This window comes from Roseixanthobacter liquoris (assembly GCF_043195135.2).
Classification (GTDB): domain Bacteria; phylum Pseudomonadota; class Alphaproteobacteria; order Rhizobiales; family Xanthobacteraceae; genus NCEH01.
The window spans coordinates 3,556,721-3,579,740 of sequence record NZ_CM195537.1; the positions used below are offsets into that span (position 1 = coordinate 3,556,721).

The window sequence follows — 23,020 nt, forward strand, 5'->3', positions numbered from 1 at the left end:
ACCGGCGTGCGCGTGCGTTCGGCGTGCAGGGCACGCCGCGCCTGATCGGGGCATGGTGTCCCGGATTCGAGCCGGGGCGTTGGGTATGGGCAGACGCTAGCCCTAAGGAGTCTCCCGGACTTGACAGTTGGCGCCAAATCGCGCGCGCCGGGCGGCATGATGCTTGCAAAGCGGAACGGGCGGATTAGCCGACTGAGCAGCCCATGTACCCATCGAGCATCATCGCCACCGGCGCCACGCAGGCGCTCGTCTCCACCATCGCCGGCAAAGGCACGGACACGGGTGAGGTGATCGCGAAGCTCGGCATGGGGCGGGCGAATATCGGTGGTTCTTCAAGCTTCCTGCCGCTCGCGACCTTCACCTCGATCCTGGAATGCGCCGCCGAGGTGCGGGGCGATGCAACCTTCGGCGTCGAGCTCGGCAAGGCGTTCCGTCACGAGGGCCTCGGCCCCATCGCCCTGCTTTTCCTGACCTCGAGAACGGTCGGCGACGCGCTCGACAAATTTACCCGCTGCTTCCCCAGCGTTCAAAGCAACACCAAGCATGCCCTTACAGTGAGCAACGGCATCGCGCGGCTTGCCTATTCCATCGCCGATCCGGCGGTGCGCTTCCGCGTGCAGGACGCCAATTTCACCCTCGCCATCGAATATTCCATGCTGGCGCGGCTGCTCGGCCCGGGGCGGCGCATGGCGTGCGTGGAGCTGGAGCACCTGCCGGGGGAGGATCTTTCGGTCTACCAGGCGCATTTCGCCTGCCCGGTGAAATTCGGCCGGCGCGAGAATGCCATCTGCTTTCCGGCGGAATATCTCACCATTCCCATCGCCGGCGCCGACCTGCCGCTGAATGCCCGCATCGAGGCCGAACTGTCGGAGGTGATCCGCACCAACGACGGGCGGCTCGATATCGTCGCCGGCATCGAGGCATGGATGACCGCCAGCCTGTCGCGCTCCACCAGCATCGATATCGAATATGCCGCGAGCGATTTCGGCATGAGCCTGCGCTCGTTTCAGCGCAAGCTGGCGGAATATGGCGTGAGCTATCTCGACATTCGCAACAATGTGCGCTGCCGGATCGCGAAATGCATCCTGGCGGAGACGTCCATCTCCATCACCGCGCTCGCCCTCTATCTCGGCTATAGCGAGACCAGCGCCTTCTCGCGCAGCTTCCGCCAGCACGTGGGCCTGACGGCGGCGGAATTCCGCGGCCGGGCCCAGGCGAGCGCCCTCGCCCCGGCCGGCCTGGACATGAACCTCCTGTCCTGACCGGCCGCGCCGGATGGGGCGGCGCGGGTCAGGCCGGAACTCGCCCGGCCTGGCGGTCAGCTCAGGCCGGCAACCACTCAGACCGGCAGCCAGCTCGGACCGGCAGCTCAGACCGGCAAGCCGCGCGGCGCGGCTTCGACGCGGGCGTCGTGCGCCTCGCCGGCCAGCAGCGTCGCCTCGTGCATCGGAAGCTCGCCCGCCGATTTCGGCAGGCTGATGGAAGCCCGCAGGCCCTTGGGCTGGTTGAACAGGATGATGTCGCCGCCGTGCCGCCGCACGATCGTGCGGGCGATCGACAGGCCGAGGCCGAGCCCGCCGGTCTCGCGGTTGCGCGAATGCTCCATGCGGAAGAACGGCGCGAACACCTGCTCGCGCGCCACGTCGGGAATGCCCGGCCCGTCGTCCTCCACCACGATCTCGATATTCTCGGACCCCTGCGTGACGCTCACCCGCGCGCGCTCGCCATAGCGGACCGCATTTTCCACCAGATTGCGGCAGGCGCGACGCAGCGCATCGGGCCGGCAGCGATAGCTGATCCGGCGCCCCTCGGTGAAGGTGACGGCATAGCCGAGCTCGGCGAGATCGTCGCACATGCTCTCCACCAGCGCCGGCAGGTCCACCGTGCGGGTGGCCTCCGCGGTGGCCTCCTCGCGCACGAAGGTCAGGGTCGCCTCGGTCATGGATTGGATCTCGGCGATGGTGCTGAGCATCTTTTCCCGCAGGTCGTCGTCGGAGACGAATTCCGCCCGCAGCCGCAGCGAGGTGAGCGGCGTGCGCAGGTCATGGCCGATGGCGGCGAGCATGCGGGTGCGGTCGTCGATGAAGCGCACCAGCCGGCTTTGCATGCGGTTGAAGGCCTCGGCGGTGCGGCGGATGTCGTCCGGCCCGGTCTCCGGCAGGGGGGCGATCTTTTCCCCCCGGCCCAGCGCCTCGGCCGCCGCCACGAGGCGCCGCATGGGCTGGGCGATGCCGCGTGCCGCGAACACCGCGATCACCGACAGCACCAGCGCCGAGAGCGCGAGCGAAACCGTGGATTGGGAGGTCCAGAAGCTCTCCTGCGCGCGCTTGGCGAAGGCCGAGTTCAGCCAGGATCCGTCGGCGAGCTGCACCGTGATGCCCATCGCGCCGTCGTCGTCCAGATAGATGAACTTCGCCGGCCGCGAGAGCGGCCATGCGTGGGGCGGAAGGTCGATCCAGGCCGGGGACAAAAGCGCGACGCGGGGCGCATCGCCGGCTTCGGGCGGCGTCGGGGCCGCGGCATCGGCGGCCTCGTTGCCCGGCGGCGCGAGCGGCGGCAGCGGCTGGGCGAGATAGGCCCAGGCCTGCTGGCGCCAGGCGGTGGCATCCTTCGGCCGGTCGGGCGAGATCCAATAGCGCGTGGTGCTGGTGCTGCTGGCGGCGAGGATATCCTTGTGAAGCGCCGGCGGCGTCGCTTCCAGCACGCGCGCGAGCGAGGCGCAGCGGCTCAGCGTCTCGACCTTGGCGGCCTTTCGGATCACCTGCCCGTGCTCATCCCAGGAAATGAAGAACACCACCGCCTGCGACAGCATCAGCGACAGCAGGGTGAAGCAGATGAAGCGCGCCGCGAGGCCGCGCGTCCACAGGCGCATCATCACGAAGCGACCTCCGCCACCAGGCTGTAGCCGCCGCCCCAATGGGTCTTGATGACGGCCGGGGTCTTGGGGTCGGCCTCGATCTTCTTGCGCAGGCGGCTGACCTGATTGTCGATGGAGCGGTCGAACGGATCGGCCGCCCGACCCACCGTCAGGTCGAGCAATTGGTCGCGGCTGAGCACGAGGCCGGGATGGTCGAGAAACGCGCACAGCAGGCGGAATTCGGCGGTGCTGAGCGGAACCGCGATGCCGTCCGGCCCCAGCAGCTCGCGCCGCCCGGCATCCAGCGTCCAGCGGTCGAAGCGCACCACCTTCGCGGCCAGCTGGCCCTTCTGCGGCGGCAGGCTGTGCACCCGGCGCAGCACCGCCTTGATGCGGGCGAGCAGTTCGCGCGGGTTGAACGGCTTGGTGAGATAATCGTCGGCGCCCACCTCAAGGCCGACGATGCGGTCGGTCTCCTCGGCCATGGCGGTGAGCAGGATGACCGGCAGGTCCGTGGTGCTGCGCAGGTGCCGGCACAGGGAAAGCCCGTCCTCCCCCGGCATCATCACGTCCAGCACGATGAGATCGGGCGCATTGCGCTCCAGCAGGCGGCGCAGCGCCAGCGCGTTCTCCGCAAGGCTGATGCGGTAGCCGTGCTGCGTCAGGTATTTGCCGACGAGGTCCCGGATGTCGCGATGGTCGTCCACGACGGCGATGTGATGTGCCGAGTTCATTTCGATGCTCCTCCCGGAACATACCCACGCCCGCCACCACGCCCAATGGGATTATGTATCAGAATGTATCGTGCCGCACCCGTGCGACACACTGCGATCAAAAACCTGCCCGGGCCATGGCCCACCGCCGCCGCACGCCGGTGGCGCGCCGGTTTCGCCGCATGCGCGGACCCACCCCGGCCATTCTCCTTCAGGGCGCAGGTTTGGCGGCATTCCCATCACGGATCGGCGAGCTCGTATCAGAATGCCCGCGCAGCCGCGGCGCACGACATTTCGCGACACTTTCCATGGTGCGGTGCGATAGTTTTGCGACAACCCGGATCTAGTTTGATCGTGCTTCGGCAATCACACGAATACGCAGATCAAATCTGCGTTCAACAGATGGATATATCACCATGCGCTACGCTATTCTTGCCCTGGTTTCCGCATCCCTGTTCGCGACCGCCGCTTCCGCGCGCGAAAGCCACCCGGATCAGCAGGCGACGCGCAGCCAGCAGCAGCAGACCACCACGGTGCCCGCCCAGCGCGACCACGCCCCGGTCATCTCCGAGCAGGACCGCCTGTTCCTGAAGCTCGGCGACCGCGGCATCGGCAACGGCTGATCGCCTGCGGTTGAAATCGCACCCGAGGGCGGTCGGCCATGCCGGCCGCCCTTGCGCGCGCGGGGCGTCCTCAAGGTTCCCGCCGATGGATCCTCAGGGCCGCACGGCCGGCGTTTCCACCGGCAGGCCGGCGGCGCGCGACATGAGGTAGAGTTCCAGATCCACATAGTCCGGGGCGCCGAGGTCGTAGGGTTCGGCCCGCACCCCCACCATGCAATTGCGCATCCGCCGTTGCAGCGAGCCCACCGCCTGCCATTCCAGGCGATAGATCGGATACCCGTTGGGCTGCCCCTGGGTGATGGGACTGCCGCCGAGCCGCCCGCGCCAATGGTCGTCGTGGCAGGAGGCGCAGGCGAGATCGAGCTGGCCCATGCGGCGCTCGAACAGGCGGCGGCCATGCTCCCGGAACGGCACCAGCCGCGCATCGGCATCCGGCGTCACCGGCAGGCCGGCCGACTGGTGCGCCACATAGGCGGTGAGCGCGAGCAGGTCCTGTCCGTCGCGCACGAGGGCGCTCGCGCCCTGCTGGTCCGTGCGGCACGCATTGATGCGCCCGGCGAGATCCACCGGGCGGCTCGCCCGCGCATCGAACGCGGGATAGCGCGCCGCCACCCCGCGCATGCTGCTCTCGGCCGCGCCGTGGCAATCCGCGCACGATTTTCCCGCCGCGCCCGCCGGCGCCTGCCACAGCCGCTCCCCGTCCAGCACCCACAACATGCCGGGATTGGCCGCATCGTCGGCCTGCATGGCGCGGCTTTCCGCCGACATGAAATCGGCGCCGGACCTGCGGTCCTGCGACGCGATCTCCGCCGCCCCCGCAAGGCCGCCGGCGGCGGCCGCAAGCAGAAGGCCCGCCACGTAGAAGCTGAGAGCGCCTCCCCGTTTCAGGGAGGCGGGAAGACGCTCCATCTCACCGTGCCGGCGCCGCATCAGGTCACGACGATCTCGGCGGTGGCGGTCTGCGTCGCGCCGGCATCGTCGGTCCAGGCGAAGGTCACCGTGCCGCTTGCGGTCGCGCGGGTCGAGAAGGCGAGATAGGGATTGGCCGAAACGGCGGGGTGGAAATCCGCCGCGAACACCTCGGCCCCGTCATAGGTGCAGACGAACCTTCGGATGATGTTGCGCGGGATCATCGCGCCGTTGGGCCCCTGGCGATAGCCGGTCTCCATGGGATGGGCGATCATCGCCCGGATCTCGATGATGTCGCCCGCCCGTGCGGTCTTCGGCACGTTCACCAGCGCCCGCGTCATGACAGGTCCTCGATGCAGGCGGCGAGGGTGACGATGACGCCGGCGCGGCTGACCCAGAAAGTGCCGTCGCTCATCTGCGCCACCGCCACAACGGTCTGCGAGGTGGCGAGGCGGATGCGGGTCGCCACCCGCGCGCGCCCCGCGCGCGGGCCGAGCTGGAACTGGACGATCTCGGCCTCGGGATTCTTCTCGTTGAACAAAGCGATGCGCCGCACATGGTCGGCTTCGCTCATGGGGCTCTCGACATCGATCACGACCCCCACCGCATTGCCGTTCTCCACCAGCGGCGGCATGTCGAGCCGCACCCGCCCGTCGTGAAGCGGCGCGCCGCCGGTGAAGGCGGCGATCGCCTCGTCGAGGGTCGGCCGGGCCAGCGCCTCCAGCGGCAGCATGCAGACCGTCAGCGCGCCCGCGCCCGCCGCGAGGAAGGCGCGCCGGTCGAGGCCGGGGCCGGGCGGCGCGTCGCATGCGGCCGGTGCATCCACCATGGCTCACTCCTTCAGGGTCGAAAGATAGGCGACGAGATCCTCGATCTCGCCCGCGTTCAGAATGGGCTTTCCGCGCCACGCCTCGGCGACGCGCGGGGCATCGGCGATGCGATAATAGGCCGGCATGATGCTCGCGGGATGCAGCGCTTTCATGTCCACGATCCGCAACCGGATCTGGCCCGGCGAAAGGCGGGCGCCGATGCCCGCCAGATCGGGCGCGAGGGTGCCTTGCAGCTGCGGCGGCCCGAACGGGCCGGAATGGCACAGCACGCACAGGCTCTTGTGGCGATCCCCCATCAGCGCCGCTCCGCGCCCGGCATCGCCCGCCTGCCCGGACAACGGACGGTCGATGGCATCGCCCGCGACCGCATAGGGCAACGGCGCTTCCTGCGCCCCGAGCGGCGCGGCGGGGAGCATGGCGAGCCCGGCGGCGAGGAGGGAGGCAAGGCCCGGGGCGCGCTCCGTCGCGTCCCCGCTCACGCGAACACCTCGTGCGTGATGGTTTCGAACCAGGCGCCGGCATAGGTCGCTTCCAGCGCGCGCACCTCATGGGGCGCGCCGAGCGGGCTGACGCCGCCGGCTCCTTCCACCTCGGTCAGGAGGCCGGCGCTCGGGTGATAGACCCCGGCGATGGAAATGCCGTAGTCGGGCGCGACGAGGCTGTAGCAGGTGTTGATCAGCTTCGGCGCCTGGGGCTCGCGCTCGTGCAGCAGGGTCGCGACGGCAGCCGCGCAGACCTTGGCCTGGGCGTTGGCGGTGAAGGCGGATTTCGGCATCGCCCCGCCGATCGCCGCATCGCCGATGACATGGATGCCGGCCTGGAGGCGGGATTCGAACGTCACCGGGTCCACCGGGCACCAGCCGGTGCGGTCCGCGACCCCGGCGGCCTGGGCGATGGCGCCGGCGCGCTGGGGCGGGACGACATTGATCACGTCGCCCGTATGCTCGCCGAACTCTGTGACCAGGGTCTTGCCCGCGACATCCACCTCCGTCACGCGCCCGCCCTGCGACAGGCCCACCCATTCGATGAGGCCGGGATAAAGCTCCGTCCAGGCCGCCTGGAACAGACGCTGCTTGGAGAACACGTCCTTGGCATCGAGGATCAGCAGCTTGGAGCGCGGCTTGTGGGTCTTCAGATAATAAGCGATCAGGCTCGCCCGCTCGTACGGCCCCGGCGGGCAGCGGAACGGGTTGGCGGGCGCGCTGATGAGCACGACGCCGCCATCCTCCATGGCTTCGAGCTGGCGCCGCAGCAGCAGGGTTTGCGCGCCGGCCTTCCAGGCATGGGGCAGGCTCTCGGCCGCGGCGGCGTCATAGCCGGGCAATGCGGTGAAATCCACGTCGATGCCCGGCGCCAGGACGAGGCGCTGGTAGTCAAGCTGGGCGCCGTCATCCAGCATCACCCGCCGCGCCTGCGCATCGACCGCCACCGCGTGCCGGCGCACGCGGACGATGCCGTCGCGCTCGAGGGCCGAATAGTCGAAGCGCTGCGCCGCCATGTCCCGCAGGCCGGCGATGACGCCATTGCTGAACGGGCACGCGACATAATCGTCGCCGGGCTCCACCAGCGTCACGCCGAGCGTGGGATCGGCGCGCTTGAGTTCCCGCGCGCAGGTCGCGCCGGCGAAGCCGCCGCCCACCACGATCACCGGCGCGCCGCGCTGTGCCAGCACGGCCGGAGCGCCGAGCACCAGCGCCGCGCCCCCGGCGAGGCCGGCGAGCACGCGCCTACGGCTTGGCGTCGAGCCGGCTTCCGGCGGCGATCCAATCGGCGATGGCGCGTGTTTCCTCATCGGTGAAGCCTTTGGCGATGCGATCCATGACGGTGGCGGGGCGCGCGCCGGTGCGGAACGCCTGCATGTCGGCGACGATCTCGCCCGCCGGCCGCCCCGCAAGGGCGGGTATCGCCCCGCCCGCCGCGCCGTGACAGCCCGAGCAGGAGGCGGCGCCCGGGGGCGCGGCGCCGGCGGCGAATGTCGTTCCGACCAGGGCGCCGAGCACCAGGATCGCACGCCGCGCGCCGCGCGCCGCCCGGGGGTGCCGGGCCCTCGCGCCCGGCGCGGCCGGCCCGCTCATGCGAGCGGGTGGTTCTTCAGCGGCAGGGTGCGGATGCGCTTGCCGGTCGCCGCGAACAGCGCGTTCAGCACCGCCGGCGCGGCCACCGCGATGGTCGGCTCCCCCACCCCGCCCCAGAAGCCGCCGGACGGCATGACGATGGTTTCCACCGCCGGCATCTCCGCGAGGCGCAGCACCTCGTAGGTGTCGAAATTCTCCTGCTCCATGCGGCCGCCCTTCACGGTGCACTCGCCATAGAGGCACGCCGACAGACCGTAGACGAAGGAGCCCTCCACCTGGCGCTCGATCTGCGCCGGGTTCACCGCATGCCCGGCGTCGGTGGCGGCGACGATCCGGTGGATCTTCAGCTGCCCCTTTTCCACCGACACCTCGGCGGCGGCGGCCACATAGCTGCCGAAGCCCATGGTGTGGGCGATGCCGCGGTAAACCCCGGCCGGCGCCGGCTTTTCCCACTCGATGCGCGTGGCCACCGCCTCCAGCACCGCGCGATGCTTGGGATGGTTCGCCATGAGCTTGCGGCGGAACGCCAGCGGATCGACCCCCGCCGCATGGGCCAGCTCGTCCATGAAGCATTCCATGTAGAGCGTGTTCTGGTTGAGGTTCACCCCGCGCCAGAATCCGGGCGGAATCGGCGGATTGCGCATGGCGTGGTCCACCAGCACATTGGGGATGGTGTAGCCGATATGGCCTTCCGGGCTGTTCGCCGTCAGCCCCTGGAACACCACCGGGTCCATGCCGCCCTGCATGCCCTCGGGCCGCACCGCCGCCAGGATCGACTGGCCGGAAATGCGCATGTGGAACGCGGTCAGATTGCCCTGCGCGTCGAACCCGCCGGTGAGCTTGGCCTGGGTGATCGGATGATAGGCGCCGTGGAGCATGTCCTCCTCGCGCGACCACAAGAGCTTCACCGGCGTGCCGGGCATCTGCTTGGCGATCAGCACCGCCTGGCGGACATAATCCTGGAAATTGCCGCGCCGGCCGAAGCCGCCGCCCAGCAGCAGCTTGTGCACGTCGCATTTCTGCACCGGCAGTCCGGCCGCCTCCGCCGCGACGGCGAGGCTGGATTCGCCGTTCTGGGTGGGCACCCACACCTCGCACTTGTCCGCCGTGTAGAGCGCGGTCGCGTTCATCGGCTCCATGGTGGCGTGGTTGAGATAGGGGAAGGAATAGGTGGCGGTGACGGTCTTCGCGGCGCCGGCCAGCGCGGCCTTCACATCGCCCTGCTTGTTGCCCACGAAGGCATCCGGCGCATCGAGGCCGGCGGCCAGCGTGGCGGCGATATCGGCGCTGGACAGGTTCTTGTTGGGCCCCTCGTCCCAGGTGATCGGCAAGGCGTCGAGCGCGGTCTTGGCCTGCCACCAGGTGTCGGCAACCACCGCCACCGCATTGTCGTCCACCTGCACGACCTTGCGCACGCCGCTCTTGCCGGCGATGGCCGCCGCATCGAAGCGCGCGACCTTCCCGCCGAACACGGGACAGGCCTTGATGGTCGCGATCAGCATGCCCGGCAGGCGCAGGTCCGCCCCGTAGATCTGCTTTCCGGTCAGCTTGTCCGCCGTGTCGAGGCGCGGCAGGGGCTTGCCGGCGATGGTCCAGTCCTTGGGGTCCTTGAGCTTGATGTTCGCCGGCGGGGTCTGCGTGGCGGCGGCATCGGCCACCTTGCCATAGGTGGTGGTGCGGCCGCTGGCGGAATGGGTGATCACCCCCTTCGCGGCCTTGCATTCACCGGGCGCAACCTTCCACTGGGCGGCGGCGGCGGCGATCAGCATCTCGCGGGCGGCGGCACCGCCCTGGCGGACATAGCTTTCCGAATCGCGGATGCCGCGGCTGCCGCCGGTGGAATAGCTGCCCCACACCCGGTTGCGGGCAAGATTCTCACCCGGCGTCGGATATTCGGTCGTCACCTTGGACCAGTCGCATTCCAGCTCCTCGGCCACCAATTGGGCAAGGCCGGTGAGCGTGCCCTGGCCCATCTCGGAACGGGCGATGCGGATGATGACGGTTTCGTCGGGCTTCACCACCACCCAGGCATTCACCTCGGGCGGGAGGGCGGGCGCGCCCTGCGCCAGCGCCTCTCCGAGGAACGGCACATGGAAGCCCAGGGTGAGGCCGCCGACGGCGGCGGCCGAGCCGGCGAGGAAGGCGCGGCGCGAAACGTTCGGCTGATAGGTCATTGTGCCCTCCCTCACCCGGCCTGCTTGGCGGCGCCGCCTTCGGCGGCCATGTGGATGGCCGCGCGCACCTTGGGATAGGTGCCGCAGCGGCAGATATTGGTGATCTCGGCCGAAATGTCGTCGTCGTTCGGCTTCGGATTTTGCTGCAGCAGCGCCGCCGAGGCCATGATCATGCCGGATTGGCAATAGCCGCATTGCGGCACGTCCAGCGCCAGCCAGGCCTTCTGCACCGGATGGCTGCCATCGGGCGAGAGCCCCTCGATGGTGACGATCTTCTGCTCCTCCCCGACCGCGCTGACCGGCAGCGCGCAGGAGCGCGTGGCGACGCCGTCGATATGCACGGTGCAGGCGCCGCATTGGGCGATGCCGCAGCCGAACTTGGTGCCGGTGAGACCCACCTGTTCGCGGATCACCCAGAGCAGCGGGGTGTCGGGATCGACCTCGACTTCCCGAATCTGGCCGTTGATGGTCAATCGAGCCATGTTGTTCTCCTGAGGACGAGGGCTTCGGCATGCCCGCGCGTCGCGGCGCAGGGGGCCTGCCATGCGGACGCCGGGCGACGCGCCGGTTTGAAATCCAGTGTGGCGAGCCTAGGCGGCAGCTGTCGCAGAACCTTGCCCGGGGGAGCCGGGTTTGTCGCAAGCTGTCGCAGAAGCCGCCCTGCATAAGAATTGATACAATTTCAGATCGGCAGGCGCAGACGCCCGCATCCGGCCGGGATCATTGCGGCTTGGCGGGCTGCTGGGCGCGCAGATAGGCGATGACCGCCTGGCGCTGCGCCGCATCGCGCAGGGCAAAGGTCATGGTGGAGCCGGGGACCACATCGCGCGGGTTGGCGAGATAGGCCTCAAGGCTCGCGTCGTCCCAGGTCACGGCGGCGGCGTGCATGCCGGGCGAATAGCGGGCGCCCTCCACCTTGCCGGCGGCGCGGCCATAGACCCCCGCAAGGCTCGGGCCGATGCGGTTCTGGCCGGCTTCCAGGCTGTGGCAGGAGCCGCAGCGGGTGCGGAACACCTGCTCGCCATCGGCCGCCGGTGCGGGGGCGGCCGTGCCGGTTGCGGAGGGGCTCGCCGCCGAAGGGCCGGCGCCGGCCTCCTCAGCCCGCGCCGGAGCGGCGTGGGCTATTGCGAGGGCGAGGAGAGGGGCCAGCGGCGCCAACGCGCGCAGAAGAGAGAGGCGGGCAAGAGGCATCGAGGGTCCTTTTTGAAAGGCGCGCGGCCGGCGGGCGGCGGGCCGGCACCTGGGCCGCACGCGGCACGCCGCCCGGGCCGCACGCGGCACGCCGCCGCCCGGCGGTGCGCCGGAACGGCCGAGGGAAGCGGGGGATCGCTCCGACCCGCGCACCATCGCCCGCCTCCATCGCAGAACTTTGTCAGGACGGCCCGAAAGTGTCGCAGACTGTGACCGGCGGACGCGGTGTTACAGATCGATACAGTCCGCCCGCGTCCCCTGCGCGGGCGATGTCGAATGATCCGCCCGGCCATGGGAAACACCTTCGGCCGGGGGCGGACTGCTCGTAAGTGCCGGGGTGTGACGTGCCGTATCGAACCGTCCTGCGTGCCGCTTTCCTGATGGTTTCCGCCCTCTGCGCCCTGCCGCAGGGGCTTGTCGGCACGGCCCGGGCGCAGGCACCGGCCGGGCTTTCCGCGCCGGCGGGCGCGCGCCTCCAGGGGGTGGTGCTGCTGAGCCGCCACGGCCTGCGCGGCCCCACCAAGGCCACGCGCTGCAACGCCGGCCCCGGCGCCGGAGATTGTTTCGACGCTCTCGCAAGCCGCCCCTGGCCGGCGGACGTCGCGGCCGGGCACTTGCTGCCGGAGGGCTATGGACGCGTGACGCGTCTTGGCCGCTTCTATCGCACCCATTATGCGGCGCTGGGCCTGCTGGCGGGCGCGGCCTGCCCCCCGCGCGGCGCCGTGGCCTTCACCGCCGACACCTCCGAGCGCACCATCGTCACGGCCGGGGCCGTGATGGACGCCATGTTCCCCGGCTGCGCGCTCCCCGGCTGGACGATCGACGCCGCTGTCTACAAGGGACCGTCCTGCGGCTTCGATCCCGCTCTCGCCGCCCGCGCCGCGCAGGCGATGGCCGGTGGCTCCTGGGCGGCGGCAGCGGCGGGCGAACTGCGTGCGCCCCTCGCCGCGATGGACGCGGCACTCGGCCCCTTCTCGGATGCCGGCTGCGCAGCCCACGGCGCCACCGCCCCATGCTCGCTCGCAAGCATACCCGTCTCCGCCGAGGCGCCGGGGCCGATCGCGCTCGCCACCGCGCCGTCGGAACAATTCCTCATGCAATACGCCGCCGGCCACCCGTCCGATCAGGTGGCATGGGGCGGGCTGGAAGCGGCGGCCGGCCGTCCGCTGCCGGCGGCGCTGACCTTCGTCAACGCCATCCATGCCTTCTACGACCGCGCCGCGCACATGCCGAAATACCAGGCCGTGAAGAAGGGGTCGCCTGTCCTGTCCGTGGTGCTGGACGCCCTGGAGGCGACGGCGGGCGGCGGCCCCGCGCTCCAGGTGTTCGCCAGCCATGACGACCTGATCTTGAACCTCGCCGGGATGCTCGACCTGACCTGGCAGCTCGAAGGCTACCAGCCCGAGCAGGTGCCGCCGGGCGGAGCGATCGCCTTCGAGCTGTGGCGCGGCGCGGACGGCGAGACCATGGTTCGCCTCGTCTATTTCGCCCAGACCCTCGCGCAGATGCACGCCGACGCCGCGCTTTCGGACGCCGCTCCGCCGGCGGTGGCGCTGCTGCCGCTCCCGGCCTGCGCGGGCGGCAGGGATGGCCTGTGTCCCTTTCCGCGCTTCCGGCAGATCGCGCGCGCGGCCATCGACCCGGCCTGCGTGGGCAAGCCGGAGCGCTGACGCCGGCGCGAGGACGAGGCGCGCCCACGCGCGGGAAAGGGCGCTCTCCAAGCCGCCACGCGGTCGCCGAACCTCACGCTGAACCCTACATGGAGGCCAGCGCACCGTTGGGAATGTCGCACACCAGCATGTGGCCGGGCGCGTGGGTGATGCAGAATTCCGGCCGCACACTGGCGATCACCGCCTGCGGAGTGACGCCGCAGGCCCAGAACACCGGGACTTCGCCGGGCCGGATCTCGACCGGGTCGCCAAAATCCGGCGCGCCGATGTCGGCGATGCCGATGGCCGCCGGATCGCCGATATGCACCGGCGCCCCGTGCACGGAGGGAAAGCGCGAGGTCACCTGCACCGCGCGGACCGCATCGGCCGGCGAGAGCGGGCGCATGGAGACCACCAGCGGCCCGCTGAAGCGCCCCGCCGGCTTCGTCGCGATGGAGGTGCGATACATGGGCACGTTGCTGCCCTGCTCGATATGGCGCACCGGCAGCCCCGCCGCGCGCATGGCGTCCTCGAACGAGAACGAGCAGCCGATCAGGAACGCCACCAGGTCGTCCCGCCACAGATCGGTGATGTCCGTGGGCTCGGCCACGAGTTCGCCCGCCCGCCACACCCGGTAGCGCGGAATATCGGTGCGGATGTCGAGGTCGCGGCCGAGCACCGGGAGAAATGGATCCCCCACTTCCGACACGCCGACCAGCGGGCAAGGCTTGGGATTGCGCTGGCAGAACAGCAGGAAATCATAGGCCAGCGCGCGCGGCAGGATGGCGAGATTGGCCTGGACGAAGCCGGGCGCGACATTGGCCGTGGGGCCGCTCAGCGCGCCGGAGCGGGCGGCGAGGCGGGCCTCATAGGGCAGCGCGGGAAGGACGGGGGACATAGGCGCCTCCATACAGCTCAGCGGCGCAGGGCGGCGTCGAAGGCCGCCTCCACCGCCTGCCCGATGGCCAGGATCGCGCGGTCGCGGCCCGCCGGCCCGGCGATCATCAGGCCCACCGGGGCGGTGCCCGGCCAGTGGCAGGGGATCGACAGGGCGCAGCCGTCGAGGAAATTGATGAAGGTGGGATTGCGCAGCATCAGGATATTGGCGGCGCCATAGGCGGCCTCGTCCGCTTCCAGCGTGGCGAGCGCGGGGGCGATGACGGGCACGGTGGGCAGGATCAGGGCATCGAACGGCGCGAGGCGCGCTTCGAGGGAGGCGATCCAGGCGGCGCGGGCCTCCAGCACGTCGATATAATCCGCCGCCGACATGTCCCGCCCGCGCATCAGCCGCACCAGCACGCGCGGGTCGTAGCGCGGCCCGGCCCGCTCGATCAGCGCGCGATGCCAGTGCCACGCCTCGGCGGCGATCAGGCCGCCCTTGGCGTTGATGGCGGGGAGCCGCGCGAATTCGGGAACCGCGATCTCGCGCACCTGCGCACCCGCCGCCGAAAGGATCGAGAGCGCCTGGGAAAAGGCGGCGGAGACCGCGCCGTCCATGCCGTCGAGGGCCATCGTGGTCGGCACCGCGAGCCGCAATCCTTCCAGCGCGGCGGGGGCCGGCACGTCCGCCCCGCTGCCGGAGAGAACGGCATCGAGCATCGCGCAGCACGCAACCGTCGGCGCGATGGGCCCGATGGAATCCAGGCTGGTGGACAGCGGCAGCACGCCGTCGCGCGGCACCCGGCGGGGCGTGGGCTTGAAGCCGGAAAGGCCGCACAAAGCGGCCGGAATGCGCACCGAGCCGCCGGTGTCGGTGCCGATGGCGGCCGCCGCCATGCCGTCGCTCACCGAAACCGCGGCACCCGAGGAGGAGCCGCCGGGAATGCGGCCGGTGGCCCGGTCATAGGGGTTCAGCGGCGTGCCGTAATGGGGATTGAGGCCGAGGCCGGAAAAGGCGAATTCGGTCATGTTGGTGCGCCCGGTCAGCACCGCGCCGGCGGCGAGCAGGCGCGCCACCACCGGGGAATGGGCGGCGGCGGGCGGCGCGTCGTCGAGCGCCACCGACCCGGCGCGCGTGGTTTCGCCGGCCACATCGAACAGGTCCTTGATGGAGATCGGCAGCCCCTCGACGGGGGAGCGGGGAACCCCCGCCTTGCGCACCGCATCGCTGGCGCGCGCCAGTTCCGGCGCCCATTCCCCATAGAGGCGCGTGAACACCCGCGCCCCCTCCCCGGCCGGATCGCGCCCGCGGTCCAGGGCCGCGTCCGCGAGGGCCGCCGCGCTGGTGCGGCCGGTGTCGAGGTCGGCGCGCAGATCGGTGAGGGGGCGCATCATGGTCAGGCCACTTCCGGCAGGATGTCGATGGCGTAGCTGTGACGGATCGTGCGGCCCTTCACGGGGTCGAACAATTCCATGGTGAAGGCCGGCGCCGGGCGGATGCCGCCGATGGCGCCCACCGTGCCGCAGATCATGCCGACGCCCGCCGGAAGCGCCGCGGCGCCGCCGGTGAAGCCTTCGATCAGCTCCAGCGGCGGACGCAGGGCGGAGAGCGGGCCTTCCTGATAGACCACGCGCGCGCCGTCCTCCTCGATGAAGGCGCGGATGATCATTTCGTCCCAATGGCCGGCGACGTCCGCGAAGCGCCAGGCGGTGCGGGCGATGGGCTTGGCGCAGATCTGCTTGGAGAGCGCGACGCTCTGCGTCTCCAGCTTGCGGTCGGTATGGTCCGAGGACAGGCTGACAAACATCTCGCCCTCGGCGGAGAACACGAAGGTCTCCACCTCGCCCGAGGTTTGCGCGCCCAGCACCTGGATGCGGTCGGCCTGGGTCATGAGGTTCTCGGCGGCGCGGTAATAGAGCGGCACAGCGCTCGGGCGCGGCACGCCGATGGCGTACAGCTCCTCGATATGGTGCTCGATAGCGGCCATGTCGCGCCCGGCCCAGCCGGCGACCACGAGATCGGTGAGAGTGACCTTGAGCGCCCGCGCGGCGCCCTCGGCATCGACGGTAAAATTCAGTTCCATGACAACCTGCGAAGAAGGACCAGGGGAAGGCCGCGCCTCAGGAGAAGACGCGCGGCAGATAAAGGGCGAGGCCCGGAAAGATGGAGATCAGCACCAGCAGCACCGCCATGGCGACGACGAACGGCAGCGAGCCGACGATCACCGCCCCCATGGACCCGCTCTTGCGCAGGCTCTGCACCACGAACAGGTTGAGCCCCACCGGCGGAGTGATGAGCGCCGCTTCCACCAGGATGATGATGAGGATGCCGAGCCAGATCGGGTCGTAGCCGAGCTGGAACATGATCGGCGCCACGATCGGGATGGTGGTGATCATCATGGAGAGCGTCTCCATGAAGCAGCCGAGGATCAGGTAGAAGATCACGATCACGAACAGCATCGCCGTCGCGGAAATCCCGAGGCCGGAGATGGAATTGGTGATGGCGTCGGTGATCCCGGTCGCCGACATGACGAAGTTGAGGAAGCTGGCCGCTATGATGATGAGCATGATCATCGCCGTCGCCTTCATGGTGCCTTCCACCGCCTCGCGCAGCATGGTCAGCGTCAGCCGCCCGAACCAGGCGGCGAGGATCAGCGCGCCCAGCACGCCGAGCGCCGCCGCCTCCGTGGGCGTCGCGAGCCCGGCATAGATCGAGCCGACCACCAGCAGGAAGATGCCGAGCGGCGGGGCGAGATGCACCAGGCTGCGCAGCCGCTCGCCCCAGCTCGCCTTGATCTTGTGCCCGCCCCATTGGGGCTTGGCGATGCAGGCGATGATGATGGTGAGCATGAACAGGCCCGCCAGCAGCAGGCCGGGAATGATGCCGGCGAGATAGAGCTTCGGCACCGAGGCGTTGGTGAGCACACCGTAGATGACGAGATTGATGGAGGGCGGGATCAGGATGCCCAGCGTGCCGCCGGCGGCGAGCGAGCCGAGGAACAGCGGCTCGTTATAGCCATAGCGCTTGATCTGCGGGATCGACACCGTGCCCACCGTCGCCGCCGTGGCGACGCTGGAGCCGGAGGTCGCGGCGAACAGGGCCGAGGCGCCGATATTGGCATGCATCAGCCCGCCGGGCAGCCAGGAGAGCCAGAGGCTCATGGCGCCGTACATGCGCTCCGCGAAACCCGCCCGCAGCAGCACTTCGCCCAGCAGGATGAACAGCGGAATGGCGACCAGCAGGAATTCGTTATTGGTGCTCCAGGCCAGCTCGCCCATGGCGCGCGAGAGCGGCAGCATGGAATAGAGCGGGTCGAGGATGAGCCCGAGCACGCCGAGCGCCGCGCCCACCGGAATGGACAGGCCGATCAGCACCAGCAGGAGGACGATGGTGGTCGCGATCATGCCACCTCTCCCTTCACCATGCGCTCGCCTGCGGCGGCTTCTTCCTCGGCCTCCTCCTGGGTGGAGCGCACGCCGGCGATGGAGGTCACCGTCGCGATATCGCCGGTGACCAGCGCGACCGAGGCGCGCAGCAGCATCATGGCGAGGATCACGCACATGAACACCAGCCCGAGGAACCACAGGCCCTGGGGAATGAACAAGGGCGTGGCAAGCGGGGTGTTGGCGTGGGAGCCCTGGGCGATGGAGGTGCCCACGACGTCATAGGCATAATAGGTCAGCACGGCCATGAAGGTGCCGAGCGCCACCAGCGAGAGCCAGTCGAGCACGGCCGCGACGCGCACCGGCATGTATTGGTAGAGCACGTCCACCCGCACATTGGCCCGCTGGAGCGTCGCGAAGGCGAGCGACCAGGAGGTGCTGACGGCGAAAGCATAGCTGGAAAGCTCGTCCGCGCCGCCGGTGGTCCAGCCGATGAACTTGCGGCACAGCACGTCGAAGGAAATCAGCAGCACGCTCGCGATGGTGAGCGCCCCGCCGAACCACACCGCGCCGCGCGACAGGGTTTCGGCGAAGCGGAGCGCTTTGGCGAGCGCTGGAAGGGATGTTGGACTGGTCATGGGCGAAGGCTCCACGCACGCGAGACGCTCGGGAGGGCCGGATCGCCCCCCCGCGCCGGCGCCGTCACTTGTTGACGGCGAGGCCGAGCTGCTTGCCGATGGTGGCATTGAAGCTCGCGACGCATTCGGCCGAGCAGCGCGCCGCCCACTTGGGCAGGATCTGGTCTTCCAGCACCTTGCGCAGCAGCGCCTTGTCCGCGTCGCTCGGGGTCACGAGCACCATCTTGCCCTTCACCTCGAACGGGCAGGCGGCCGCGCCGGTGTTGCAATCATAGCCTTGCTGGGTCTGCTGGGCGGCTGCGGTCCAGATGTCGTCGACCATGCCCTTGATGTTGGTCTGCAGGAAGGCCTGCACCTTCGGGTCCAGCTTCTGCCAGGCCTTCTCGTTCACGGCGTGGATCTGCTGGTTCCAGTTGATCGGCAGCGCCACGAGGTGGGTGGAGACTTCATACCACTTGGCGGAATAGCCGGAGAGCGACCCCGTGATGGCGCAATCCACCACCTTGTTCTGGAGCGCCGGCACCACTTCGCCGAACGCCATGGTCACGCTGGACCCGCCGAAGGCTTCCACGAACTCGGCCTGGGTGCGCGAGGAGGTGCGCACCTTCTTGCCCTTCAGGTCCGAAAGGCTCTTGATCTCGGCATTGCAGAACAGGACCTGCGCCGGATAGGTGGAGATGCCGAGCAGCCGCACGTTGGAGCCGTCGCCATAGAGCTTGGCGAGCACCGGCGCGAACGCATCGGTCACCTTGCGGGCGGTCTGCACGTCCGGGGCGAGGCCCGCGAGGTCGATGGCCTCGTTGATCGGATTGTCCGAGGCGAAATAGGACAAGGTGGCGGTGCCGAACTCCACCACGCCCTGGGACATCAGGCGCAGCAGTTCCGGCCCCTTCAGCCCCATCTCGTTGAAGCCCTTGATCTCGGCCGTCACCTGGCCGTTGGACTTCTCGGGGATGGTCTTGGTCCAGAACGGCTTTTCATAATCCTGATAGGCCGTGAGATTGCTCAGGCCGCCCACGACCTTCACATTGGTCTTGGGCAGTTCCTGCGCGCCGGCGGAGAGAGTCGCGGCAAACAAGGCGGCGGCGGCTAAAGCGAGGTGTTTCATTTTATATCCTCTGGTTGGTCTGAGTTCTGATCTTGTTTTTATTGGTGGCATTGCGTGTGGGTTCAGTTCCATTGCACGCAGGAGCGCGGAAAGCGCAGCAGCACTTCGGGGCCATGCTGAGCCAGCAGCACCATTTCGCCCAGCGCGGCCCCGCCAAGGCCCGCGACGAACAGATTGGGATGCAGCTCGAACAGCATGCCCGGCGACAAGGTGAGATCCGGCGCCGCCACCGGTGCGGCGGTGGGATCGAAATGCTGGCGGAAGGCATCGGTCAGCAAAGGGTCCTCGTAGGAGCAGCCGAGCCCGTGGCCGTTTCTGAACCGGCGGATGCGCGGATCGCCCGCGGCGAGGCCGCGCCGGGCGCGCTCCGCCTCCATGGCGGCTTCCACGCCGGCCAGCGGCAGGCCGGGCCGCAGCGCGGCAAGGCCGGCCTCCAGCATGGCGTCCACATGCCCCGCGAGCTCCGCATGCGCCACTCTCTGCGGGCCCATGCTGCCCATGCGGATGCCGTGGCCCCAATGCCCGTCCACCGTCAGCGCCACGCCGAGCAGAACCTGGTCGCCGGCTTGGGGCACCGCCTGGGCTTCCTCGCGCCAATAGCGGCAATAATCCGCCTCGGGGCGGATGGTGAGCCAGGTGCGGCAATAATCGGCGCCGGCACGGCGCGCCCGCATTTCCAGGTTCAGCTGGATCTGCCAGGCCGGCAGGCGCGCGCAAAGCTCTGCGCCCAGCGCCGCGAACAGCTCGTCGCACAAGGCGGCGGCGGCGCGGTGAAGGTGCTGCTGGGCCGCGTCCTTGACCAGCCGCAGCCGCGCCACGTCCGCATCGAGCGCGGGGCCGCCGGCGAGGGCGCCGAGATCGCGGAAGATGCGCGCCGGCATCTCGTCGAAGCCGACGCAGCCGAGGGGCGCGCCCGCCGGCACCAGGGCGCCCAGCGCTGCGGCCCAGGCGTCCGGCCGCACGTCATGCACCACAAGGTCGGGGCGCAGATCGCGCGCCAGCGGCACCATGAAGGGGCTCGCCACCAGCAGATGGGACCCGGCGGGGAGGATCAGCAGAAGCGCGGCGCTCTCATGGCCGTCCCAGCCGCTGAGAAAGCGCAGCGCGCCATGGGATTTCGTGCCCGTGCCGAGCGCGCTGCCATGGCCGAACACGGCGATCCCGCCAAGTCCGCGCCCGCCGGCAAGTTCCAGCAGGGCGCCGCGCCGCGCCGCGAGGAAAGCCGCCTCGTCGATGGGGAAAAGAGCCGGCATGCCGGCCTCAGCCGACCGAAGCCGGCAGAACGTCCCCACGGGACACCCATCGCACGCCGGGCGCACGCTCGTATGTCATGATCGCTATCCCTCTGCCGCAGCGTTGACGCCGTCGTTCTGAGGGTCATTGCAAGGCATGGGGGCGGCGGCTGTCCAATTGTATGTTTGGAAGCGACGTATAAGCCGGATTTATGCCTGCATCTCGCGCGGGGACACACCCCCGGCCACGGTCTGCGCGAGGCGGGCGATGACGCGCGAGGGATAGCTCTCCGGCCCGTCGATCCAGCTCGCCGTGAAGCTGAGGTCCGGCAGCGGATCGCACACCACGTTCAGCAGCTGCAAGTCGCCCCGCTCCAGCTCCTTGCCGAGGAAAACCGGCGTGATGACGGCGGTGCCGATGCCGTCCAGCACCATGCGCACCACCATGGAGAGCGAGGCGCAGCCATACATGCGCGGGGTTGATATGCCGGAGCGCATCAGCATGTCGCGCACCATGCGATAGGGCGAGCTGTTGGAGGGATAGGTGATGATGGGCAGGGTCGCGACCCGGTCCAGGGTCAGCGGACCCGGCCCGAGGTCGACCCCCGGCTTCACCACCCAGGCCAGCGGATAGGTGCACAGGTGCAGGTTTTCCACCCGCGCCTCCAGCACCGGCCCCATGAGGAACGCCACGTCGATCTGCCGCGCCATGAGGTGGGATTGCAGCACGTGCGTGCTGTCCACCTCGATTTCCAGCACCAGCGAGGGATAAGCAGAATGCACCTGTTCGATCAGGCGCGGCAGCCAGGTCTGGACGATGGTTTCCGCCACGCCGATCCGCAAGGTGCCGCTCATGGTGGTCTGGTCGCGCGCCGCTTGCAGCATGTCGTGGCGCGCCTGCATCATGCGCTCGGCATGGGAGAGCAGCTCGTGTCCCTTGGCCGTGAGCTTGACGCCGCGCGCCTCCCGCTCGAACAGCCGCACGCCCAGCGCCGCCTCCAGCGAGGCGATGCGCTGGGAGATGGCGGGCTGGGTCGTGCCGAGCTTCTCCGAGGCCGCCCGCAGGCTGCCGAGCGCCGCCGCCCAGAAGAAGGTCTCGATGTTTCGCAGGTCGATCATGGGGCGATGATGGCCCCGCCCGCCGCCGCCTCCAACCGAAACTTCCGCGGCTGCCGGCCGGCGCGCCCGCCGCGGCCCCGCGCCGCATTCATGGCAACAAAATACCATCCGGCGCACCCGGCGGCCCCGCAACGGCGCCCGCAGGCCGCCGCTCGCCTTGCGCGGAGTTTGCAAAGCGGCTTGTTTTATCACGCATTTTAGAGGTGCGACGGCGCGGCGTTTGCACGGATCTAGGCTCCCGCGCTACATATTTGCGCCATCCTGATTTGCTTGATGCGGCAAGATCAATAAAATGGTTACCAAGCGCTGGTAGCTGTGGGGTATCGGCAGGACGGACAGACCATCGGTTCCGGCCTGGAAAGCCAAGGTAAAAAGCCCACGGGCCGTTCGGCGCGGGCGCAGACATCCGATTCGCACAGCGCGGCACAATCCGCCGCGTTCAGGATCGGGATCGAAATCCGTTCGCGCAGTGAGGACCATGACCTACACGCCCTATGACGACACCGGCTACATGGATAGCCCTGTCTCATCCAAGGCCCGGCTGCCGCTGGTCGTCTTCGGCGCGTTGGTCATCGGCATCGGCGCGCTGGCCGCCGCAACGCTCATCGTCACTTCCGATGCCGAATGGCGCATGCTGGCCGGCGGCTCCAGCCACCGGATCGACGTGCCGCCGGCGCCCCTGCCGCCCCCGGTCCAGGTGTTCGCCGCCCCCGTGCAGCCGGCCCCTGCGCTGGACGACGCCGCTGGGGACGTGACCGACATCGAGAGTTTCCGGTCCGCCGGGGCGATCATCCTGGCGCCGAGCTGGATGTTCGACGGCGGCATCCGCACCGCGCAGGGCTCCTTCGTGCCCCGGCGGACCGCCCTTGCCTCCGCGCTGCCGCCGGCCGAGCCGCTGGAAGCGTCCCGCTCCGTGCCCCTGCCGCCGGTGAAGCCGCTGCTCTCGCCCGGCCTGCCCTCGCAGACCCAGCTGTCCGCCGCGCCCGATCTCGGCCTGCCGAGCAGCGCCCCGCTGCCCACGCGCAACCCGCTGTCGCGCCAGATCGCCAACCAGATCGGCGGCACGCAGCTCGCCTATCTCCCGCCCTCGGACAAGCCGTTCGGCGAGGAGCCCGCGCCGAAGCTCGCGCCCCAGGTGGTGCCGCCGGCCGCCCAGTCCATCCTGCCCGGCCCCACCGACCGCTTCGCCGTCTACGACATCGCCGGCAAGACCGTGTACATGCCGAGCGGCGAGAAGCTGGAGGCGCATTCCGGTTATGGCGACACGTTCGACGACGTGCGCCACGTCTCGAAGAAGATGGTCGGCCCCACCCCGCCGAACACCTATGAGCTGAGCATGCGCGAAGCCCTGTTCCACGGGGTCGAGGCGCTGCGCATGCGTCCGGTGGGCAAGGAGCCCATGTACGGCCGCGACGGCTTCCTGACCCACAGCTACATGATGGGGCCGCGCGGCGATTCCAACGGCTGCATCTCGTTCAACGAATATCCAAAGTTCCTGGAAGCCTATAAGCGCGGCGAGGTCACGCGGATCATCGTCGTGGCGAGCCTGCCGGGCAGCCAGCCCAAGAAGCCGGACAATCCCCTGCTCTCCTGGCTCGCCGGCCGCGCCGGCACCGCGCCCGAGACCCGCTGAGCGGGC

23 protein-coding genes are annotated in these 23,020 nt (G+C 69.6%); 4 read left to right on the forward strand and 19 right to left on the reverse strand.

Features of this window, described 5'->3' with window-relative positions:
* The first annotated feature begins 203 nt into the window (after positions 1 to 203).
* Positions 204 to 1,262 (forward strand): AraC family transcriptional regulator, encoded by a 1,059-nt coding sequence (locus V5F84_RS16050; protein WP_394044725.1) that lies wholly within the window; start codon positions 204 to 206, stop codon positions 1,260 to 1,262.
* A 107-nt stretch (positions 1,263 to 1,369) separates the two neighbouring features.
* Here the strand turns inward: V5F84_RS16050 and V5F84_RS16055 are convergent, their stop codons facing one another.
* Positions 1,370 to 2,875 carry an ATP-binding protein gene (locus V5F84_RS16055; protein WP_394044792.1) on the reverse strand — a complete coding sequence of 502 codons (1,506 nt, stop codon included), beginning with the start codon at positions 2,873 to 2,875 and terminating at the stop codon, positions 1,370 to 1,372.
* Positions 2,875 to 3,591: a response regulator gene (locus tag V5F84_RS16060; RefSeq protein ID WP_394044727.1), complete on the reverse strand. Its 717-nt coding sequence runs from the start codon at positions 3,589 to 3,591 to the stop codon at positions 2,875 to 2,877. The genes V5F84_RS16055 and V5F84_RS16060 overlap by 1 nt, the downstream gene beginning before the upstream one ends.
* A 395-nt stretch (positions 3,592 to 3,986) precedes the next feature.
* Here V5F84_RS16060 and V5F84_RS16065 point away from each other — a divergent pair, with 395 nt between their 5' ends.
* A complete protein-coding gene (locus tag V5F84_RS16065) occupies positions 3,987 to 4,193 on the forward strand; it encodes a hypothetical protein (RefSeq protein ID WP_394044729.1) in 207 nt (68 codons plus the stop codon).
* 93 nt (positions 4,194 to 4,286) lie between these two features.
* Here the strand turns inward: V5F84_RS16065 and soxA are convergent, their stop codons facing one another.
* From soxA to V5F84_RS16110, 9 genes are all read right to left on the reverse strand, one after another.
* Positions 4,287 to 5,102, reverse strand: coding sequence for a sulfur oxidation c-type cytochrome SoxA (soxA, locus tag V5F84_RS16070; RefSeq protein ID WP_394044731.1), 816 nt, complete (start codon positions 5,100 to 5,102; stop codon positions 4,287 to 4,289).
* Between the two features lie 20 nt (positions 5,103 to 5,122).
* Positions 5,123 to 5,443: a thiosulfate oxidation carrier complex protein SoxZ gene (gene soxZ, locus V5F84_RS16075; protein WP_394044733.1), complete on the reverse strand. Its 321-nt coding sequence runs from the start codon at positions 5,441 to 5,443 to the stop codon at positions 5,123 to 5,125.
* Positions 5,440 to 5,931 (reverse strand): SoxY-related AACIE arm protein, encoded by a 492-nt coding sequence (locus V5F84_RS16080; protein WP_394044735.1) that lies wholly within the window; start codon positions 5,929 to 5,931, stop codon positions 5,440 to 5,442. Before V5F84_RS16080 ends, soxZ begins: the two co-directional genes overlap by 4 nt.
* A 3-nt stretch (positions 5,932 to 5,934) precedes the next feature.
* Positions 5,935 to 6,411 (reverse strand): sulfur oxidation c-type cytochrome SoxX, encoded by a 477-nt coding sequence (gene soxX, locus V5F84_RS16085; RefSeq protein WP_394044737.1) that lies wholly within the window; start codon positions 6,409 to 6,411, stop codon positions 5,935 to 5,937.
* Complete coding sequence (locus tag V5F84_RS16090; RefSeq protein WP_394044740.1) at positions 6,408 to 7,655, reverse strand: FCSD flavin-binding domain-containing protein; 1,248 nt, start codon at positions 7,653 to 7,655, stop codon at positions 6,408 to 6,410. The genes soxX and V5F84_RS16090 overlap by 4 nt, the downstream gene beginning before the upstream one ends.
* A 4-nt stretch (positions 7,656 to 7,659) precedes the next feature.
* Positions 7,660 to 8,007 carry a c-type cytochrome gene (locus V5F84_RS16095; RefSeq protein ID WP_394044742.1) on the reverse strand — a complete coding sequence of 116 codons (348 nt, stop codon included), beginning with the start codon at positions 8,005 to 8,007 and terminating at the stop codon, positions 7,660 to 7,662.
* A complete protein-coding gene (locus tag V5F84_RS16100) occupies positions 8,004 to 10,181 on the reverse strand; it encodes a xanthine dehydrogenase family protein molybdopterin-binding subunit (RefSeq protein WP_394044744.1) in 2,178 nt (725 codons plus the stop codon). The genes V5F84_RS16095 and V5F84_RS16100 overlap by 4 nt, the downstream gene beginning before the upstream one ends.
* Before the next feature lie 11 nt (positions 10,182 to 10,192).
* A complete protein-coding gene (locus V5F84_RS16105) occupies positions 10,193 to 10,663 on the reverse strand; it encodes a (2Fe-2S)-binding protein (RefSeq protein WP_394044746.1) in 471 nt (156 codons plus the stop codon).
* 238 nt (positions 10,664 to 10,901) lie between these two features.
* Positions 10,902 to 11,372: a c-type cytochrome gene (locus V5F84_RS16110; RefSeq protein ID WP_394044748.1), complete on the reverse strand. Its 471-nt coding sequence runs from the start codon at positions 11,370 to 11,372 to the stop codon at positions 10,902 to 10,904.
* 344 nt (positions 11,373 to 11,716) lie between these two features.
* Between V5F84_RS16110 and V5F84_RS16115 the strand changes: the two genes are divergently transcribed.
* Complete coding sequence (locus tag V5F84_RS16115) at positions 11,717 to 13,042, forward strand: histidine-type phosphatase (protein ID WP_394044750.1); 1,326 nt, start codon at positions 11,717 to 11,719, stop codon at positions 13,040 to 13,042.
* A gap of 85 nt (positions 13,043 to 13,127) precedes the next feature.
* Here the strand turns inward: V5F84_RS16115 and V5F84_RS16120 are convergent, their stop codons facing one another.
* The 8 genes from V5F84_RS16120 to V5F84_RS16155 all read right to left on the reverse strand — a co-directional run bounded on the left by V5F84_RS16120 (position 13,128) and on the right by V5F84_RS16155 (position 21,381).
* The gene (locus V5F84_RS16120) at positions 13,128 to 13,931 is read right to left on the reverse strand and encodes a putative hydro-lyase (RefSeq protein ID WP_394044752.1); all 804 of its coding nucleotides are present in this window, start codon (positions 13,929 to 13,931) and stop codon (positions 13,128 to 13,130) included.
* Positions 13,932 to 13,936: 5 nt separating this feature from the next.
* Complete coding sequence (locus V5F84_RS16125; RefSeq protein WP_394044754.1) at positions 13,937 to 15,295, reverse strand: amidase; 1,359 nt, start codon at positions 15,293 to 15,295, stop codon at positions 13,937 to 13,939.
* Between the two features lie 2 nt (positions 15,296 to 15,297).
* A complete protein-coding gene (locus V5F84_RS16130; RefSeq protein ID WP_394044756.1) occupies positions 15,298 to 15,984 on the reverse strand; it encodes a DUF2848 domain-containing protein in 687 nt (228 codons plus the stop codon).
* 37 nt (positions 15,985 to 16,021) lie between these two features.
* Positions 16,022 to 17,305 (reverse strand): TRAP transporter large permease, encoded by a 1,284-nt coding sequence (locus V5F84_RS16135; RefSeq protein ID WP_394044758.1) that lies wholly within the window; start codon positions 17,303 to 17,305, stop codon positions 16,022 to 16,024.
* Positions 17,302 to 17,922: a TRAP transporter small permease subunit gene (locus V5F84_RS16140; protein ID WP_394044760.1), complete on the reverse strand. Its 621-nt coding sequence runs from the start codon at positions 17,920 to 17,922 to the stop codon at positions 17,302 to 17,304. The genes V5F84_RS16135 and V5F84_RS16140 overlap by 4 nt, the downstream gene beginning before the upstream one ends.
* Before the next feature lie 64 nt (positions 17,923 to 17,986).
* Positions 17,987 to 19,030 (reverse strand): TRAP transporter substrate-binding protein, encoded by a 1,044-nt coding sequence (locus V5F84_RS16145; RefSeq protein WP_394044762.1) that lies wholly within the window; start codon positions 19,028 to 19,030, stop codon positions 17,987 to 17,989.
* A 62-nt stretch (positions 19,031 to 19,092) separates the two neighbouring features.
* Entirely contained in the window at positions 19,093 to 20,283 is a 1,191-nt protein-coding gene (locus V5F84_RS16150; RefSeq protein WP_394044764.1) for a M24 family metallopeptidase, read from the reverse strand.
* A 189-nt stretch (positions 20,284 to 20,472) separates the two neighbouring features.
* On the reverse strand, positions 20,473 to 21,381 hold the full coding sequence (locus tag V5F84_RS16155) for a LysR family transcriptional regulator (RefSeq protein ID WP_394044766.1): 909 nt from the start codon (positions 21,379 to 21,381) through the stop codon (positions 20,473 to 20,475).
* Between the two features lie 478 nt (positions 21,382 to 21,859).
* Between V5F84_RS16155 and V5F84_RS16160 the strand changes: the two genes are divergently transcribed.
* On the forward strand, positions 21,860 to 23,014 hold the full coding sequence (locus tag V5F84_RS16160; RefSeq protein ID WP_394044768.1) for a DUF2778 domain-containing protein: 1,155 nt from the start codon (positions 21,860 to 21,862) through the stop codon (positions 23,012 to 23,014).
* Positions 23,015 to 23,020: the final 6 nt, after the last annotated feature.